This is a genomic window from Microbacterium faecale (assembly GCF_014640975.1).
Lineage (GTDB): Bacteria > Actinomycetota > Actinomycetes > Actinomycetales > Microbacteriaceae > Microbacterium > Microbacterium faecale.
The window spans coordinates 71,669-87,150 of sequence record NZ_BMHO01000001.1 but is presented as its reverse complement, the minus strand read 5'-3'; the positions used below and the strand labels follow the sequence as shown (position 1 = coordinate 87,150).

General features: G+C 67.8%; 18 protein-coding genes. 13 read left to right on the top strand and 5 right to left on the bottom strand.

Features of this window, described 5'->3' with window-relative positions; translation table 11 throughout:
- The 4 genes from IEW87_RS00410 to IEW87_RS00395 all read left to right on the top strand — a co-directional run bounded on the left by IEW87_RS00410 (position 1) and on the right by IEW87_RS00395 (position 4,050).
- Positions 1–483, top strand: coding sequence for a nuclear transport factor 2 family protein (locus tag IEW87_RS00410; RefSeq protein ID WP_188710353.1), 483 nt, complete (start codon positions 1–3; stop codon positions 481–483).
- Positions 480–1,388, top strand: coding sequence for a nuclear transport factor 2 family protein (locus tag IEW87_RS00405; RefSeq protein WP_188710352.1), 909 nt, complete (start codon positions 480–482; stop codon positions 1,386–1,388). Before IEW87_RS00410 ends, IEW87_RS00405 begins: the two co-directional genes overlap by 4 nt.
- 139 nt (positions 1,389–1,527) lie before the next feature.
- Positions 1,528–3,051 (top strand): ABC transporter substrate-binding protein, encoded by a 1,524-nt coding sequence (locus IEW87_RS00400; RefSeq protein ID WP_188710351.1) that lies wholly within the window; start codon positions 1,528–1,530, stop codon positions 3,049–3,051.
- Positions 3,052–3,177: 126 nt separating this feature from the next.
- Positions 3,178–4,050 carry a DUF8021 domain-containing protein gene (locus IEW87_RS00395; RefSeq protein ID WP_188710350.1) on the top strand — a complete coding sequence of 291 codons (873 nt, stop codon included), beginning with the start codon at positions 3,178–3,180 and terminating at the stop codon, positions 4,048–4,050.
- A 26-nt stretch (positions 4,051–4,076) separates the two neighbouring features.
- Here IEW87_RS00395 and IEW87_RS00390 read toward each other — a convergent pair whose 3' ends face one another.
- A complete protein-coding gene (locus IEW87_RS00390) occupies positions 4,077–4,499 on the bottom strand; it encodes a PaaI family thioesterase (RefSeq protein ID WP_188710349.1) in 423 nt (140 codons plus the stop codon).
- On the bottom strand, positions 4,496–5,326 hold the full coding sequence (locus tag IEW87_RS00385) for a PaaX family transcriptional regulator (RefSeq protein ID WP_188710348.1): 831 nt from the start codon (positions 5,324–5,326) through the stop codon (positions 4,496–4,498). Before IEW87_RS00385 ends, IEW87_RS00390 begins: the two co-directional genes overlap by 4 nt.
- Before the next feature lie 165 nt (positions 5,327–5,491).
- Between IEW87_RS00385 and IEW87_RS00380 the strand changes: the two genes are divergently transcribed.
- From IEW87_RS00380 to IEW87_RS00360, 5 genes are read left to right on the top strand one after another with little or no spacing between them, the layout of a single operon-like run.
- Positions 5,492–6,316, top strand: a complete 825-nt coding sequence (locus IEW87_RS00380; protein ID WP_308420903.1) for an amidohydrolase family protein — start codon at positions 5,492–5,494, stop codon at positions 6,314–6,316.
- Positions 6,313–7,905 (top strand): AMP-binding protein, encoded by a 1,593-nt coding sequence (locus IEW87_RS00375; protein WP_188710347.1) that lies wholly within the window; start codon positions 6,313–6,315, stop codon positions 7,903–7,905. Before IEW87_RS00380 ends, IEW87_RS00375 begins: the two co-directional genes overlap by 4 nt.
- Complete coding sequence (locus IEW87_RS00370) at positions 7,902–8,399, top strand: nuclear transport factor 2 family protein (RefSeq protein ID WP_188710346.1); 498 nt, start codon at positions 7,902–7,904, stop codon at positions 8,397–8,399. Before IEW87_RS00375 ends, IEW87_RS00370 begins: the two co-directional genes overlap by 4 nt.
- Positions 8,396–9,235: an SDR family NAD(P)-dependent oxidoreductase gene (locus IEW87_RS00365; protein WP_188710345.1), complete on the top strand. Its 840-nt coding sequence runs from the start codon at positions 8,396–8,398 to the stop codon at positions 9,233–9,235. Before IEW87_RS00370 ends, IEW87_RS00365 begins: the two co-directional genes overlap by 4 nt.
- Positions 9,232–10,077, top strand: coding sequence for an SDR family NAD(P)-dependent oxidoreductase (locus IEW87_RS00360; protein ID WP_188710344.1), 846 nt, complete (start codon positions 9,232–9,234; stop codon positions 10,075–10,077). Before IEW87_RS00365 ends, IEW87_RS00360 begins: the two co-directional genes overlap by 4 nt.
- Positions 10,078–10,137: 60 nt before the next feature.
- Here the strand turns inward: IEW87_RS00360 and IEW87_RS00355 are convergent, their stop codons facing one another.
- Together IEW87_RS00355 and IEW87_RS00350 are read right to left on the bottom strand one after the other, a co-directional pair.
- Positions 10,138–10,716, bottom strand: a complete 579-nt coding sequence (locus IEW87_RS00355) for a DUF308 domain-containing protein (protein ID WP_188710343.1) — start codon at positions 10,714–10,716, stop codon at positions 10,138–10,140.
- Positions 10,717–10,734: 18 nt separating this feature from the next.
- A complete protein-coding gene (locus tag IEW87_RS00350) occupies positions 10,735–11,496 on the bottom strand; it encodes a MerR family transcriptional regulator (RefSeq protein ID WP_188710342.1) in 762 nt (253 codons plus the stop codon).
- 128 nt (positions 11,497–11,624) lie between these two features.
- Between IEW87_RS00350 and IEW87_RS00345 the strand changes: the two genes are divergently transcribed.
- The 3 genes from IEW87_RS00345 to IEW87_RS00335 all read left to right on the top strand — a co-directional run bounded on the left by IEW87_RS00345 (position 11,625) and on the right by IEW87_RS00335 (position 14,479).
- On the top strand, positions 11,625–12,479 hold the full coding sequence (locus tag IEW87_RS00345; protein WP_188710341.1) for a DUF4097 family beta strand repeat-containing protein: 855 nt from the start codon (positions 11,625–11,627) through the stop codon (positions 12,477–12,479).
- Positions 12,479–13,078, top strand: coding sequence for a PadR family transcriptional regulator (locus IEW87_RS00340; RefSeq protein ID WP_188710340.1), 600 nt, complete (start codon positions 12,479–12,481; stop codon positions 13,076–13,078). Before IEW87_RS00345 ends, IEW87_RS00340 begins: the two co-directional genes overlap by 1 nt.
- A 141-nt stretch (positions 13,079–13,219) precedes the next feature.
- Complete coding sequence (locus IEW87_RS00335) at positions 13,220–14,479, top strand: MFS transporter (RefSeq protein WP_188710339.1); 1,260 nt, start codon at positions 13,220–13,222, stop codon at positions 14,477–14,479.
- Positions 14,480–14,521: 42 nt separating this feature from the next.
- Here IEW87_RS00335 and IEW87_RS00330 read toward each other — a convergent pair whose 3' ends face one another.
- Positions 14,522–14,707, bottom strand: coding sequence for a DUF3073 domain-containing protein (locus tag IEW87_RS00330; RefSeq protein ID WP_188710338.1), 186 nt, complete (start codon positions 14,705–14,707; stop codon positions 14,522–14,524).
- A gap of 160 nt (positions 14,708–14,867) precedes the next feature.
- Here IEW87_RS00330 and IEW87_RS00325 point away from each other — a divergent pair, with 160 nt between their 5' ends.
- On the top strand, positions 14,868–15,401 hold the full coding sequence (locus IEW87_RS00325; RefSeq protein ID WP_188710337.1) for a universal stress protein: 534 nt from the start codon (positions 14,868–14,870) through the stop codon (positions 15,399–15,401).
- Positions 15,402–15,482 lie beyond the last annotated feature (81 nt).

The following is a 15,482-nucleotide window of genomic DNA, read 5'->3' as shown; positions in this document are numbered from 1 at the left end:
ATGGCATTCGAGTACGCGGCGGCGGAGCAGGTCAGCGCGGCGATGCGCTTCGAGCTGCGTGAGACGATTGCGCATTGGAACCGATGCCTCGACGCGCAGGACATCCCGGGGATGCAAGAGCTCTCTGCGTCCGGCCTGCGGATCGTCTACGAGGGTGTCTCCTACGAAGGCGCGGACGCAGCAGCGCGGTTCGCTGCAGTTCACGGCAGCACCGACGAGGTGCATCGCCGCACGCACGTCAATCACCTCCAGGCGTGGCCGGACGGGGAGCGCGTGCGCTCACGGTCCTTCGCCATGGTGGCGCAGGTCGTCCCGACGACGTCCCCGTTCGGTGCGGGCACACCGTCTGTCGGCTGGGTCGGCTACACCGACGACGTGTTCGTGTTCGAGGAGGGGCGTGCGGTACTCGCCTCTCGCGAGTTCATCCGCTGGGGCGGCGACGTGCTGAGCGGCTTCCCGAACGTGCAGGAGGTGGCGGCATGACCGGTGCGGTCGATCGTCTGTCTGAGAAGTCCGCGATCCTCGACGTTCTCGCACGGGCGGCGTGGGCGCTCGACGAGAAGCGCCCGGCCGAGTTCGCGGCGCAGTTCACCGACGATGCGCTGATCGAGCGACGCACGCAGGATGGGTCCTCTGAGCAGTGGAGCGCGGCGGCAGGATCCCTCACCGACTTCATCGACGCCGCGCGCGAGGGTGTCAGCATCGAAGAGTTGCAGACCTGGACCTCGGATGCCGTGTTCTCGGGGGCGGATGACAGCGATGTGTCATCGACCTCGCTCCGGATCGGAAGCGCGGCGGGCGGCCTCTCGAACGTCATTCTCGGAGACGATCGAGTGCACGACACGCTGGTGCACACGTCCGAAGGCTGGCGCATCCGCCACCGGGTGATCGAGCCCTTCGGCGCCCGGGACCGTGCGGGCACGTCGCCCACCTGGGACGGTGGCGCGGAAGTCGTGACACGAGACCGCGTCGAGATCGAGGCGCTCATTGCCGACTACGCATGGGCACTCGACATGGCCGATATAGATCGGGTGCTCGCACTGTTCTCGGACGACGCGGTGATGCAAGATCCGTACGGCCGCTTCGCCGGATCCGGCGCCGGAGGGGTGCGACGCTTCTTCGAAGGGCTCTTCGCCCGTCCCGAGTTCTCGGGTCGAATCCACTGGGTCAGCCAGCTCGTTCTCACCCCCGTCGGCGAGGACTACCGCGTCGACTCGTACGCGCTCGTTCCCGCCGCGTTCCCGAACGGAGCGGCCAATCTGCACCTGGTCGCGTTCTATCGCGACCTCGTGCGCCGGGAGAAGGGCCGTTGGGTCTTCGTCGAGCGGCTCGTGGGTGCTCGATGGCCGCGAGAGGGTGAGTCGACCACCGCTCAGCCGGCGTCCTGATGGCGCGGGATGACGGGACGATCACGAAATATACTTAGACCTTGACATAAATCGTCGAGGCGCAATAATACTTAGACATTCAACAAAGTTGGATTCGCCGTCACCCGCGGCGCACCTCCCCTTTACAGCTGGAGTTTCAATGACGAACCTACCTCGTGTCGCAGCCGTGGCGGCCGCGGCTGCGATGACCCTTGCCCTGGGCGCGTGCTCGACGAGTACGGAGCCGGCCGGCGGCGGCGAAGCCGAAGGGCCCCACGACATCACTCTCGCGATCGAGCGCGCGCCGGCGGGCGGATTCGACACCACGATGTGGAACTGGTCGACTTTCGCTCAGCTCGGAATGGCGGCGTACGAGGGCTTCCTTCGCGGAGAGCCCGACGGCACCTACTCGGCGGCGCTCGCAACGGAGTGGGGATGGGAATCGGATACGACCTTCCGCATGACGTTGCGCGAGGGCGTGACGTTCTCCGATGGTGAGGAGTTCAACGCGGAGGCAGCGAAGGCCAACCTCGAGATTCACCAGGGCGGACAGGCACTCAAGGCACTGGAAGAGATCGAAGTCGTCGGCGATCACGAGATTGCTCTCCACTTCGGGTCGTTCCTGCCCGGCCTTGACCGGATCCTCTCTCAGCAGACCGGCCTCGTGATCAGCCCGGCAGCGCTCGCCGCCCCGGAGAGCCTCGCGGAGGCGCCGGTCGGAGCTGGTCCGTACACGCTTAACGTCGACAGCACGGTCTCGGAGAGCACGTACGTGTTCGAGAAGAACCCGGACTACTGGAACGCCGACGAAGTCGCCTTCGACACGATGACGTTCCGCATCATCGACGACGCGCAGGCCGCGTTCAGCGCGCTGCAGGCAGGCGAGGTCGACATGACGTGGGCGCGATACCAGAACGTCGACGCGGCCACCGGCGCCGGCTTCGAGATCTTCGAGGGGCCCGGATCCGTGCTCATGATGCAGTTCGTCGACATGGACGGCGAGGAAGTGCCGGCGTTGGCCGACCAGCGCGTACGCCAGGCGCTCAACTACGCGATCGACCGTGACGCGTTCGCCGAGGCCGTGAGCCCCGGACGCATCACGTCGCAGTGGGCGAATGCGGAGACGGAGGCGTACGATCCCGAGTTGGACGACTTCTACACCTACGACCCCGAGAAGGCGCAGTCTCTGCTCGAGGAAGCGGGCTATGCCGACGGCTTCACACTGCCCATCTCGACGACGCCGGTGAACCAGGTGGCGCTCGAGGCGATCGCCTCATCGTTCGCCGAGGTCGGTGTCAACGTCGAGCTGATCGTCAAGCCGATCGCGGAGTGGGTGCCGGCAGCGACATCCGGACAGTTCCCCGTGATCCTCGTGCCGCTGTCGAGCAACGGTTCGTACACCGACTTCGGCGACTTCGTGTTGCCGGACGGCGGCTCGAACACGCGCGGTTACGAAGACACCGAGGCCGTCGAGCTCTTCAACGCGGCAGCCACCACGCGCGACGACGACACGCGCATCGCCGCGTGGCAGGACCTCTCGGCGTACTTCACCGAGGACGCCTGGACGGTGCCGATCCAGCAGACGACGACGTTCTACTTCTACAACGCCGATGTCGTCGACGGCGTCGCGCGCCCGTACGGCAACCTGCTGCCGGCGATCTACTGGCTCGAGCCCGCGAGCTGACGCACCTTCCCTGATTCGGCCCGATCGGCGTCGCTCCGTGCGCGTCGGCCGGGCCGAATCGGCCTCCGCTGCATGCGCACCAGGTGACGTCGGCGCGCTGACCTATTTCGCAACCGAAAGGATCCCATGACGACGCCACACCACCTCGACGACTATCTCGCCGCGCTCGCGGCCTCAGACCCCTCACGGGTGCCCTGGGCGCCGGGTGCGGTCACGACGGAGAACAACGTGCGCCTGCCCATCGGAGACGGCGCCTGGCAGACCGTCACCGACGTCGACCGCCTTGATGTGCGCATCGACGACGGTCGCGGTGCAGCGGTCATGGGCATTCTGCGCGAGGGCGATGACTGGAACCCGTTCTTCCAGCGGATCCTGGCCGACGACACCGGCCGCATCGTCGAGAGCGAGCTCGTGGTCACCCGCGGAAAGGACGCGGCCGGCGCCTTCCACAACGCGGACATCGCATCGCGCCCGGAATTCGCCGCCGCCGTCGCCGCCGAGGATCGGGCTGACCGAGCGGAGCTGATCGCGCTCGTGGACGGCTACTTCTCGACACTGCAGCAGAACACTGGCGAGATCCACACACGATTCTCGGAGGAGTGCCGCCGGCGCGAGAACGGCGTGTGGACGACGCAGAACACCGACCCGAACGTGCCGCCGACGCTGAGGATGGACTGCCGCTCATCGTTCGAGCTCGGCTTCTTCCGCAGCAACGAGCGCGTGCGCGGGCGTCGCTATCCGATCGTCGACGTCGAGACCGGCCTCGTGCTCGCGGGGGCGTTCATCGACCACAGCGGACGTATCAAGGAGTACACGCTCACGGATGGACAGCACATGCGGTCGGGTTTCCTACGGCCCCACACCTACGCGATGCTCGAAGCATTCAAGATCGTCCGGAGCGAGATCGTCGCTATCGAGGCCGTATTCCATCCCGTGCCGTACCGGATGGAGGCGGCGTGGCCCACGGTCGACGGCGATGGGCGAACCGGCGACGCGTAACGCCGCTCGCGCACGGCCGGCACGCGTCAGGAGGGATCCGTCTGACGCGGCCGGCCGGCGCGCGCACCGCCTCGGAAGCTCGCTACCCGGTGGCCGGCGTCATTCGAGACGACGACGTCGATCAGCAGCGTGGACCGCGTCTGCGTGACCACCTCTGCTTCGGCGACGAGCCGTGTGCCGGCGGGCGCCGGTCGGTGAAACCGGATATCCGCGTCGGCCGTGAGCGCGTTCGGCAGACGCGTGGCCGCTGCGTACCCGAACGCGGTGTCGGCCACCATGAACACCCATGCTCCGTGAGCGACGCCGGCGCCGTTGGTCATGTCCGCGCGGACGGTGAGCGAGATCGAGACCCGCCCGTCCGCCACGGATTCCACGGTCATCCCCTGTGCGTGGAAGGTCGCGTCCTGGTCATTCAGGGCGGCGACGGTGCGCTGGACGTCGTCGGTCATGGCACGATACTCCGTTCGATGTCTTCGAGGTGGGCGAAGGCGCCCGGGAGCCACAGGGTGTTGCGGCTCTCGAACAGTTCCCGCGCGCGGTCGCGCGGCCAGTTCGGCGGCAGGAGGTGGTCGGGCAGTTCGGGGTCGAACAGCGGAAAGTGTCGCCATGACGTCACCAGCTCGACCCATTCCGACCACACTTCGGGGCCGCTGCGCGGCTGCGAGTCGGTGAATCGTGTGACGAACGCGTCGTAGCGGTCGCGGAGGGAGCCGATGTCCCACGCGGCGTTCGCAAGGCGCTGCGGCCGCGCGTCAGCGTACGTGGCCGAACGAAACAGGTGCGAGTCGCCGATTCCCTCCGCCGATGCCAGCAGCGCCCTGATCTCGTCCTCGCTGTCGACGTGGGGTGAGATCCACACACCGTTGCCGAGCGACCCGAATCCCAGCCACCCGAGTTGCGTGCGAAAGCGGTGACGCAGAGCGCGAGCCTGTTCCGGGACAGTCAGGATGAGCACGAGCCATTCTCCCGACCAGGGGGGCTGCGTCCCGAACCGCTCAACCCGCCGGGCGCCCTCGTCGAGCCCCTGGCGGTGCTCGGCCGGAACCGAGAGCCGGCTGCGTCGACCTTCGCGGCTGCTAGCGAGCCACCCGGCGGAGACGGCACGCGAAATGGTCTGGCGGGCGGCCGCTTCGCTGGCGCCGAGGTCAGCCAGCGCGCGCACGTACGTCTCCTGCCAGAGCGTGACGTTCCGCGGGGCGACGGCGGAGCCGAGCACGGTCAGCAAGAGCGTCTTGGTCTTGCGTCCGGCGCTCGTCGTCACGGGCTGAGAGGGCATGGCGACACAGTAGCGCTGGTTCTCGGCGCGATGCGGGAGAAATGACAGTGTGTTGACGATCGTGTTGAATTAGTAGTACCGTGACGGGCAGGTCGGTGCTGATCGACTGTGAGGCGAGGAGGCCCCCGTGTTCGCCGCTTGCACACCCCCTGCTGAGGGGGAGCGATGACGATCGACCTGACGCGGATCGACGCGATCGACGTCCACGTCCACGTGGAGGCGTCGGTCTCGACACCTGCGGCCGACCGCGTGCACCCCGTGTTCGGCGTCCAGCTGCCCACGGTCCCGGAGCTCGCGGAGCTGTATCGCGGGCTGAAGATGGCGGCCGTCGTCTTCGCCGTCGATGCCCCGGAATCGCTCGGCCACCGCGTCAGCAACGAAGAAGTCGCGGAGCAGGCGGCGTTGGCGGACGACGTGCTCATTCCGTTTGGGAGCATCGATCCGACTCGGCGTACCGACGCGGCTGCCATGGCACGACGGCTTGTCAACGATCACGGGATCCGCGGGTTCAAGTTCCACCCGGCCACGCAGGGGTTCTTCACCAACGATCCCGTCGTCTACCCCCTGTACGAAGCGCTCGAGAGTCTCGGCGTGCCGGCGCTGTTCCACACGGGGCAGGTCGGCGGGGGAGCAGGGGCGCGGTTGAAGTACTGTGACCCGATCTTCCTCGATGACGTCGCTGTCGACTTCCCGGGGCTGAAGATCATCATGGCGCACCCGTCCTACCCCTGGCAGGACGTCGCGCTATCCATCGCGACGACGCGGCCGAACGCCTACATCGATCTGTCGGGATGGTCTCCGCGATATTTCTCCCCCCAACTCATCCAGCAGTCCAACACCCTCCTGAAAGACAAGGTCATGTTCGGTTCCGACTATCCCGTCATCCACCCCGAGAGATGGCTCGCGGACTTCGCGCAGGCGGACTTCCGCGACGCCGTTCGCCCCGCGATCCTCAAGGGCACCGCAGCGAATGTGCTGGGGCTGACATGAGCGCGCCGCAGACCGTCGACCGCCTCCTCGATCAGCACGCTCGCGAACGCGGAGACCATCCCTTCCTGCTGTTCGGTGGCGAGACGACCACGTATCGCGAGATGGCGGAGCGCACCGTGCGGCTCGCCAATGCACTGGCTGCGCGCGGGATGGTCGCGAGCGATCGCATCGCGATCATGAGCGGCAACCGCCCCGAGTTTCTCGAAGCGTGGTTCGCGAGCGCGCGACTGGGAGCCGTCGAGGTCCCCGTCAACGTCGCCCTGCGCGGTCGCTTCCTCTCGTATCTGCTCGCCGACTCCGGCGCGCGCTTCCTCGTCGTGGAGGCGCCGCTCGTGGAGCACGTTGCCGCCGTCGCGGAAGCCATTCCGCAGCTGGAGACGATCATCGTCCTCGGCGCCGAAGAGGGGGCTTCGCACACGGTTCCCAGCTGCACCGTCATCGATATCGACGAGCTTCGCAAGAACGGATCCGACACCCCGATTGGCGGCGTCGCGGACGTCACCGACACCGGTGTCATCGGTTACACGTCGGGCACCACAGGGCCGTCCAAGGGCGTGATGCTGTCCCATCGTGCCGCCTGGTACGCGGGCCATGACGCCGCAGTGGAGCGTGGTCTCACTGCCGACGACGTCTTCTCCACGAGCCTGCCGCTGTTTCACCTCAACGCCCAGCACCTGACAACGGTCGCTGTGCTCTCCGTGGGGGCCACGCTCGCCCTCGAGCCGCGGTTCTCGGCGAGCGGGTTCTGGCAGAACCTCGCCGACGTGCGGGCCACGCACGTGAATGTCATCGGCGCGATGATCGGGATTCTTCTGCGCCTGCCCGAAACGCCCGTGGAATGGACCGACTATCCGCGCATGACGTTCGCCGGCCCCCTGAACGACGAGATCATCAGAGAGTCGCGTCGTCGGTGGAATCTCGGATTCGTCACGGGGTACGGCGCCACGGAGTCGGGCATCGTGACCTACGCCGGAACCGACGGGCTCCCCGATGGATCCTGCGGCAAGGCGAGCCCCCACTTCGAGGTCGAGCTGGTCGACGACGACGGCGGCCCCGTCGAGGTAGGCGAGGTGGGCGAGTTCGTCACCCGTCCGCGCCGCGCCGGATCGATGATGACGGCCTACTGGGGGATGCCCGAGAAGACCGTCGAGGCGTTCCGTGACCTCTGGTACCACTCCGGGGACCTGGGTCGCCGCGACGAGGAGGGCTACTTCTACTTCGTCGACCGCAAGAAGGACGCGATCCGCCGACGCGGCGAGAACATCTCGTCGTTCGAGCTCGAGCAGGCCATCGGCGAGTACCCGGGCGTTGCCGAAGCCGTGGCGCTCGCGGTGCCGTCCGACCTGAGTGAGGACGAGGTGAAGGTCTGCGTGCGACTGGCCGAGGGCGCCGCGTTCGATCCAGCGGCCTTCCTCGACTGGGCCGCCGACAACCTTCCGCGCTATATGATTCCGCGCTACCTCGAGGTGCTCGACGATTTTCCGCGGACGCCGACCCAGCGGGTCGAGAAGTATCGCCTTCGGGAAACGGCGTTGTCGTCTACGACGTGGGATGCCGAAGCTGGCGGCTACATCGGCGGGTCGCGATGACCGCCTGGATTGTTCCCGCGGAGATCGGCTTTGAGAGCGACGACCGCGCGGCGATCGCGGCCTGTCAGGATGTCGCCGTCGCGTTCTGCGAATTGCTCGATGCCGGCGACGCCGACGCCGCATTCACCTTGCACACCGAGGACCTCGCCTTCTTCCCTCCCGGTGCCGAGGCGCCGCTCGGGCGAGACGCGGCGCGGGCGGCCGGCGAGCGGATGCTGCACGCCTACGAGGGGCGGCGCACACTCCACGTGGTGGGCAACTTTCTTGGCCGCGCGACGGGCGCCGACCGGATCGAGGCGCAGTACGTCGTGTCCGTGTACGAGCTGACGCAGAATGTCGACGGCAGCGCGGTCGAGCGCGACGTCCCGGCCATCTTCGCGTTTGCCCACGAACACGCCGTGTTCCGTCGCGGCGCTGCGGGCGCATGGCGCTACGCGGAGCAGCGGATGCTTCCGATCGCTCCTCGTGACCCGTTCGCCGGGGTGACGCGATGAGCTCTTACGCCGACACACTCAGTGACCCGCTCGCGCGCCCGGGGCGGCCCTCGGAGGGCCGCCGGGTGCTCGTCGCCGGTGGCGGGCTGAGCGGAGTCCACGGCGCGATCGGATTCGCCAGCGCCTTCACGCTGGCCCGCGACGGTGCGCGCATCGTGATCGCCGACCGCGATCTCGAGGCCGCCGAGCGCGCGCGAGAGCTGATCGTCGCGGAGGGCGCCGAGGCGCACGTCGTCATCGGCGACATCGCGAATGACGAGACGTGTGCGCAGCTGGTCACCGACGCCGAGGCGGCTTTCGGCGGCCTCGACAGCGTGATCACGACGATCGGCCGGGGTGACCTCGAAGGGATCCTCGACGTCGACCGTGCCGGCTGGGACTCGATGCTGGAGGTCAACCTCACGACCGCCTGGCAGCTGATTCGTCACGCCGGCCCGCGGCTCACGCGCGGCGGCAGCATCGTCACGACTTCGTCGGGCGCGGCGGGATCACGCGGCCCGGGCACTCCCTACAACGTGGCGAAGGCCGCGCTCGAGCAGCTGACGATCGGAGCGGCGGCGACGCTGGCGCCGCGCGGTGTGCGTGTCAATGCGGTACGGGTGGGAACGATCTGGTCGACGTTCGCATCGCGAGCGTTCGATGACACGCTGCGCCGAATGCGAGCAGAGCAGGTCGCCCTGCGGACGGAGGGGACGGTCTGGGACATCGCCCAGACGATTGCGTTTCTCGCCGGGGACAGGGCCCGCTGGGTCAGCGGGCAGGTGGTCGCCGTCGATGGCGGCGGCCCGACGCCGGCGCCGGCAGGACACACGGGGCAAGAAGAGGAGACATCATGACCGAACGCGTCGCGTTGGTGACCGGGTGCGGGAAGCCGGATGGGATGGGGCAGGCGATCGTTCGTCGCCTCGCCGCGCAGGGATACCGCGTCGTGGCGTCGGACGTCGCGCCGCAGGGGCTCGCGAACGACGCCCAGCGCGGCGACGCCCCTGCGGCAGGCTGGTCGGGCGTCGACTCGCTCGTCGAACAGGTCCGAGCGAGTGGAGGCACGGCGGATTCTGTCCTCGGGGACATCTCCGATGAGGCGGACGCGCACCGCATGGTGGCCGAGACGGTCGAGCGGTTCGGGCGTCTCGACGTCCTGGTCAATAACGCGGCCGCGCCGCAGGGCGACGACCGCGCTGACATCGAGGAGGTGCCGGTGTCGACGTTCGATCGGATCGTCGCGATCAACCTCCGCGGTACCTACCTGATGTGTCTGGCCGCTGTGCCCGTGATGCGGACGCAGCGCTATGGGCGGATCGTGAACGTCGCTTCGATGGCCGGCGTCGAGGCGATGCCGCTGGCGACGGCGTACTCCGCCTCGAAGGCGGGCGTCCTCGGTTTCACCCGCGCGCTCGCGATGGATGTCGGCGCGTGGAGCATCACGGCCAACGCCGTGTGCCCCGGGCTGGTGTGGACGAGCCGTGGCCGATTCGGCGTCTCCACACCAGAAGAGGAAGCGGCGGCGCGCACGCGTTTCGACGCCGGTATCGTGTCCGGTCGCGTCGGTGTCCCCGAAGACATCGCGGCAGCGGTGGCCTACCTCGCCGCCGACGAGAACGGGTACGTGACGGGCCAGGAGATCCACGTGAATGGCGGCGGCATCAGCGTCTTTCCTCGTCCGCGCCCCGAGGCGTAGAGCGACCGCGACTGACGGCTCAGGGCCCACACGATACCTGCGGACCCTGAACCGTCAGCGTCAATCGCCGATCGAGGCGGCACGGATGATGCCGCCGATCCCGAGCACGATGAGCGACGCTCCGAACAGAAGCCACAGCCACAGCGCGGCGAAGAGCGGCGAGGCGACGACCGCGACGCCGGCGACGACGCCCACGACCGCATAGAAGATCGTCCACCCCTTGTGTGCCTTGTCTCCGCGGGGGAGGACTGGATCCTTCAGCCGGAGTGAGAACAGGGCGACGATGCCGTCGATGATCCAGGCCGCTCCGATGAACGTCGTCACGATGACTGCGAGCAGCAGCGTCGTTGTGCCGAGGCTGCCGAACGCCAGCACACCGGCGGCGATGAAGACGAGCCCGAGCGCGACGAAACCTACCCGTGTCCAGCGGCCAGTCCCCTGCGAGAGCACGCCGTGCGCGAGATGCAGCAGTCCGCCGATGATGGCGTAGACCGCCACAAGGATCGCGACGATCATCGCCGACTTCACGGGCCAGATCAGCATCAGCGCACCGAAGATGAGCGAGACGATGCTGGTCGTCATGGTGATGGTCCGCAGGCTCTGCCGCTGACCGAATTCGGAGCGGATCTCGGTGGTCATGGCACCGAGCGTACTCCGTCAGTCGTCCGCGTGGTCGGCCCAGGCGTGGAGCGCGTCGCGCACGAAAGCGGCGCCCTGGGGCCCGCCGTAGTTCTTGCCGAACCGCGGATCCGCGATGTACATGTCGCCGAGTCCGCGCACGTAGCCGACGACCTGGGAGGGATCCTCCGCGGGGCTCCCCGGCATGCCGCGCAGCCAGGCGACGTGCCGCTCGGCGAGTTGCTGTACTTCCTCGGAATGCGAATCCGCGCCGGCGTTCGCCGCGCGCTGCCACGCGTCGTTGAGCTCGCGCACCTCGCGCTGGAAATCGGCCCGGTCCTCCTCGCTCAGCCCGCGCCACCAGCGGTCCGACCGCGCGTACGCGTCGGCGCCCCAGCGCTCGATGACCTCGTCTTTATACTTCGTGTGGTCGAACCCGTCGAACATGTTGGTTGTCATGGGGTCGTCTCCTTTCTCTAATCGTGCGACCGTCTCGGTGACCGCGGCGATCTGCCGCGTGATCCGGTCGCGTTCCGTGTCCAGCCACGTCAGGTGGGTGCGCAGCGCGACGGTTTCGTTGCCCTGCGCGTCGAGTGCCCGCCCGATCTCAGGCAGGCCGAGACCCAGCTCGCGCAGCAGCAGAATCCGCTGCAGACGCACGAGCTCGTCGGATCCGTATTGGCGGTAACCGTTCGCGGCGACGCGCGACGGGCGCAACAACCCGATCTGGTCGTAGTGCCGCAGGGTGCGGCTGGTCGTGCCCGTCAGCCGCGCGACCTGTTGGATCGACATTTCGTTCATGGCTTCCACGGTAGAAGTTGACGCAACGTCAAGGTCAAGGAGGGAAATCTGAGAGTATCCCGATTCGGAGTAGCCAAACGCGATACATCGTGTTTAACTCAAGATATATCTCGAGGGAAGGGTCGAGCATGACACATGAGAAATGGGTGATCCAGCCGGGAGAGACGCGCGTGATCGACATCGCGGACGTCACCCGTCTGAAGGCATCGCTCGTCGGCGGCCAGATTGATGTCGTCGGCCATGACGAGGATCACGTGCGCGTCGAGATCCACAGCATCGCCGTGAAGGAACTGCGCGTCGAGGTGACCGGATCTGAGTTGGAGGTCGACCACCCGCAGGTGCGCTGGGACAACTTCATCAAGGCCTTCGGGCACTTCGGATCCTCGGGCCCGCGCGCGGAGATCAGCGTGGCTGTGCCGCGGCACCTCGAGCTTTCGCTCGGCGTGGTGAGCGCGAGTGTGCTCGTCGCCGGTGTTGCCGGGGACGCGACGCTCAACACCGTCTCCGGAGACGTCCTCGTCGACGGGCTCAATGGAGACCTCAACACCCACGCGGTGTCCGGCGATATCCAGGTGCGCGGCCTCGTCGGAGACTTCGCCAGCGACATGGTCTCAGGCGACATCGCGGTCTCGGGTGAGGTGCGAGAAGCCGACGTCAACACCGTTTCGGGATCGATCTTCATCGACGCGGACGGCCCGTTGCAGGAGGCCAGCATCAATTCGGTGTCGGGATCCACGACGTTGCGCCTCGACGACGACTACGCCGCGAAGTACAACATCCACACCCTCAGTGGGCGCGTACAGCTCGACGGCGTGTCGCGGTCGAAGCACTACGAGGGGCACGCGGGGGCGCTCTCGGGAATGTTCGCCGATGTCCGTGCGAACTCCGTCGGCGGGGACATCACGGTGCTGCGCCGTGGCGGGGGCGTGCCGGTCAGCGAGACCGACACCGAGGTCGAGTGGCCGACCGGCGGCGAGCGCTGATGCCTCCCGTCTTCAGCCACGGCGACCTGCGCCTCTACCTGCTCAGTCTTCTCGACGAGAAGCCGCTGCACGGATACGGCATCATCCAGGCGCTCTCCGAGCGCACGGGCGGGACGTACACGCCGAGTGCCGGCACGATCTATCCGCGTCTCGCGAAGCTCGAGGAGGAGGGGCTCGTCACGAAGACGCGCGACGGGCGCACCACGATCTACGCGATCACCGAGGCCGGCCGCGCCGAAGTACGTGCCCGCGCGGATGACATCGACGGGATCCAGGACGGCCTCTCAGACTCGGTGCGGCTCATCGCCGACGGCGTGCGTCAGAACGTGCGCGAGGCGATGAAGAGCCTCCGCGCCGACCTCGCTGCGGCGGCATCGGGCGGGACCGCGGACGAGCCGCCGCACGAGGACCCGCGCCAGGCCGCGCGTGCCGAGCAGGCGCGTGCCGAGGCCGTGCTGGCGTCGTTCCGGGGATCCGTGCGCGCCGACCTGCGCACGCACGTCGCCCGGGGCGGGACCCTGGACCCCGCGGTTATCGATGCGCTGCAGGCCGACCTCGACGCCGCGACGGCACGTGTCCGGGAGGCCCTGCGCGGCTGACCCACGCGGATGGGTCGCCAGAGAATGCGGCGCCGCGCCGCGCGCGGCCGCATTCTCTGGCGACCCATCGCTCGCCGGGGCAGGAGCCCGCCGCGTGATCGCCGGATCTTTTGAGGTGCGCGTGGGAGAATGGGGCGCGACATGGCGCTCCTCTCCCGTTCCCCGCGTTGGTTGCGGGTGGCGGTGTGGGTATTCGCCTGTATCGCGTATCTCTCCGCGATCATGTCGCGCACCTCGCTCTCGGCCACGAGCGCCATCGCGAGCGACCGCTTCTCCCTGACGAGCGACGACCTCGCGGCGTTCGGAATTCTCCAGCTGCTCGTCTACGCCGCCGCGCAGATCCCCATCGGGATGCTCGTCGACCGCCTCGGCGGCCGGACCGTACTGCTCGGCGGCCTCGTGATCGTCGCGGTGAGCCAGGTGCTCATCGGCTACGGCGAGGGCTTCAGTGCCCTTCTCGTTGCGCGCGCCCTCGCCGGCTTGGGCGACGCGATGGTGTTCCCCTCGGCCGTGCGACTCACGGCGGTCGCGCTGCCGACGCGGTGGACGCCGCTCGGGATGCAGTCGATCGGCATCGTCGGAAACTTCGGCATGGTGATCACGGCGACGCCGCTCGTCATGCTCATCGACGTCACGAGCTGGCCGACCGGATATGCGGTGATGGCCGCATTCACGGGCGTCGTCGCGCTCGCCGCCGGGGCGGTGCTCGCGATGATGGGGCGGGATCCGTCGCGTACGGCGAGCGGCGAGAGCTTCGGATCCGTGATGCGAGGAACCGTGGCCGCGATGCGCGAACGCGGGTCGTGGCTCGCGTTCTCCGCGCACCTCATCACGGCCGCGCCGTTCACGGCGTTCGTCGTCACGTGGGGCCCGCTGTTCCTCGAGCACGGCGCCGGTTTCGACGCGGGGCAGATCGGCGTCTATCTGCTCTCGATCCCGCTCATCGGCATGGTCGCCGGACTGGTGATCGGCCGCGCCATCGTCGGGCGCCCGCGCGTGCGGACGGGGATCATCGTGGGCTTCGTGCTCCTGCAGCTCGTCACGTGGACCCTCGTGCTGACCTGGCCGACGCCGACCCCGATGTTCCCGCTCGTCCTGCTCGCGTTCGGTCTGAGCATCGGCGGTCCGGCCTCGCTCACCGCGTTCGAAATCTCGCGCGACTACGTCGCGGGGTCGCTGGCGGCGCGCGCGAACGGCGTCGTCAATACGGGCGGGTTCTCGGGCGCGCTCATCACGATCTGGCTCACCGGGGCGATGCTCACGGCGCAGGGTGCCGAGACGCCCGATGACTACTCGATGGAGCTGTTCCGCGTCGCGTACCTGCCGATGCTCGGGTTGCTCGTCGTGGGACTCGTCGTATTCATCCTGCTCTCACGACGCGTCGGGCCGACGCAACGTTGAGCGCCGTGGGACGATCCCACGGCGCTCAACGACGAAAACGGCTCAGACCCTCGCGGGTTCGTCGTCTTCGTCCTCGTCCTGATACATGTCGGCCCACCGGTCGACGTACTCGTTGTCGCTCGGACTCGTGAGCTCACGCTCAAGCGCCGCGTAGTCCACTGTGGGACTGAACGACTTCAACTCGCGAGCGAGCTTTGTGTGCTTCGCCTTCTGACGGCCACGCCCCATAGCGCGTCGACCCCCTTTTAACGTCGATCTGCTGGGTGATTCCTCGAACCCTATTCAGATACATGCTTCCATGGCACCCGGAAATGCCCCGGGAAAGAGTAGGATTCAGGATACCACGGGGCCTGATCGACGGGCTCCGCCGGCAGGAGGTGCGCATCAGATGTCCGACCCCCAGAATGCTGCAGAATCAGCCACGAACGCCCCGCACGGCGCGGTGATCGCGGCCATCACGCCGGAGCAGTCGGCGCGCGTCGTGACTGAGGCGGCGCGTTATGCCGAGCTTCACGGCGCGCCACTCGTGGTCGTCCACGTCGACGTCACGCGTTTCGTGACCTACGAGGATCCGGACGGCGCGCCGCACACCGCACCGATCGACATCAACGTCGATGCCGGTGTGGCGGAGCTCGCGGAGGTGCGTCAGCATGTGGCCGAGACGCTCCGCGGCTCGGATGTGGAGTGGTCGACAACGCAGCTCGTCGGCGACCCGGCTCTCGCCATCAAGCACTTCGCCAACAAGATCGACGCGCCCCTGATCGTGATCGGCACCCGGAACCGCGGCTTCGGCGAGTCTCTGCGCGAGTTCTTCACCGGATCCGTCGCGGCGCGACTGTCGCACCGTCAACACCGTCCGCTGCTGGTCGTGCCACTCAGCGAGGACGTTGACGACGACAAGCCGGTCTTCGGAGACGAGTAACCGCATCACCTTCCACGAATGCACCCAAAACGCGCGTTTTGGGTGCATTCGTGGAAGGTAGAGCGGCGTCTTCCTCCTCCC

Coding starts and splice junctions, on each gene's coding strand:
- IEW87_RS00410 (WP_188710353.1), top strand. CDS start 1: ATGGCATTCGAGTACGCGGCGGCGGAGCAGGTCAGCGCGGCGATGCGC.
- IEW87_RS00405 (WP_188710352.1), top strand. CDS start 480: ATGACCGGTGCGGTCGATCGTCTGTCTGAGAAGTCCGCGATCCTCGAC.
- IEW87_RS00400 (WP_188710351.1), top strand. CDS start 1,528: ATGACGAACCTACCTCGTGTCGCAGCCGTGGCGGCCGCGGCTGCGATG.
- IEW87_RS00395 (WP_188710350.1), top strand. CDS start 3,178: ATGACGACGCCACACCACCTCGACGACTATCTCGCCGCGCTCGCGGCC.
- IEW87_RS00390 (WP_188710349.1), bottom strand. CDS start 4,499: ATGACCGACGACGTCCAGCGCACCGTCGCCGCCCTGAATGACCAGGAC.
- IEW87_RS00385 (WP_188710348.1), bottom strand. CDS start 5,326: ATGCCCTCTCAGCCCGTGACGACGAGCGCCGGACGCAAGACCAAGACG.
- IEW87_RS00380 (WP_308420903.1), top strand. CDS start 5,492: ATGACGATCGACCTGACGCGGATCGACGCGATCGACGTCCACGTCCAC.
- IEW87_RS00375 (WP_188710347.1), top strand. CDS start 6,313: ATGAGCGCGCCGCAGACCGTCGACCGCCTCCTCGATCAGCACGCTCGC.
- IEW87_RS00370 (WP_188710346.1), top strand. CDS start 7,902: ATGACCGCCTGGATTGTTCCCGCGGAGATCGGCTTTGAGAGCGACGAC.
- IEW87_RS00365 (WP_188710345.1), top strand. CDS start 8,396: ATGAGCTCTTACGCCGACACACTCAGTGACCCGCTCGCGCGCCCGGGG.
- IEW87_RS00360 (WP_188710344.1), top strand. CDS start 9,232: ATGACCGAACGCGTCGCGTTGGTGACCGGGTGCGGGAAGCCGGATGGG.
- IEW87_RS00355 (WP_188710343.1), bottom strand. CDS start 10,716: ATGACCACCGAGATCCGCTCCGAATTCGGTCAGCGGCAGAGCCTGCGG.
- IEW87_RS00350 (WP_188710342.1), bottom strand. CDS start 11,496: ATGAACGAAATGTCGATCCAACAGGTCGCGCGGCTGACGGGCACGACC.
- IEW87_RS00345 (WP_188710341.1), top strand. CDS start 11,625: ATGACACATGAGAAATGGGTGATCCAGCCGGGAGAGACGCGCGTGATC.
- IEW87_RS00340 (WP_188710340.1), top strand. CDS start 12,479: ATGCCTCCCGTCTTCAGCCACGGCGACCTGCGCCTCTACCTGCTCAGT.
- IEW87_RS00335 (WP_188710339.1), top strand. CDS start 13,220: ATGGCGCTCCTCTCCCGTTCCCCGCGTTGGTTGCGGGTGGCGGTGTGG.
- IEW87_RS00330 (WP_188710338.1), bottom strand. CDS start 14,707: ATGGGGCGTGGCCGTCAGAAGGCGAAGCACACAAAGCTCGCTCGCGAG.
- IEW87_RS00325 (WP_188710337.1), top strand. CDS start 14,868: ATGTCCGACCCCCAGAATGCTGCAGAATCAGCCACGAACGCCCCGCAC.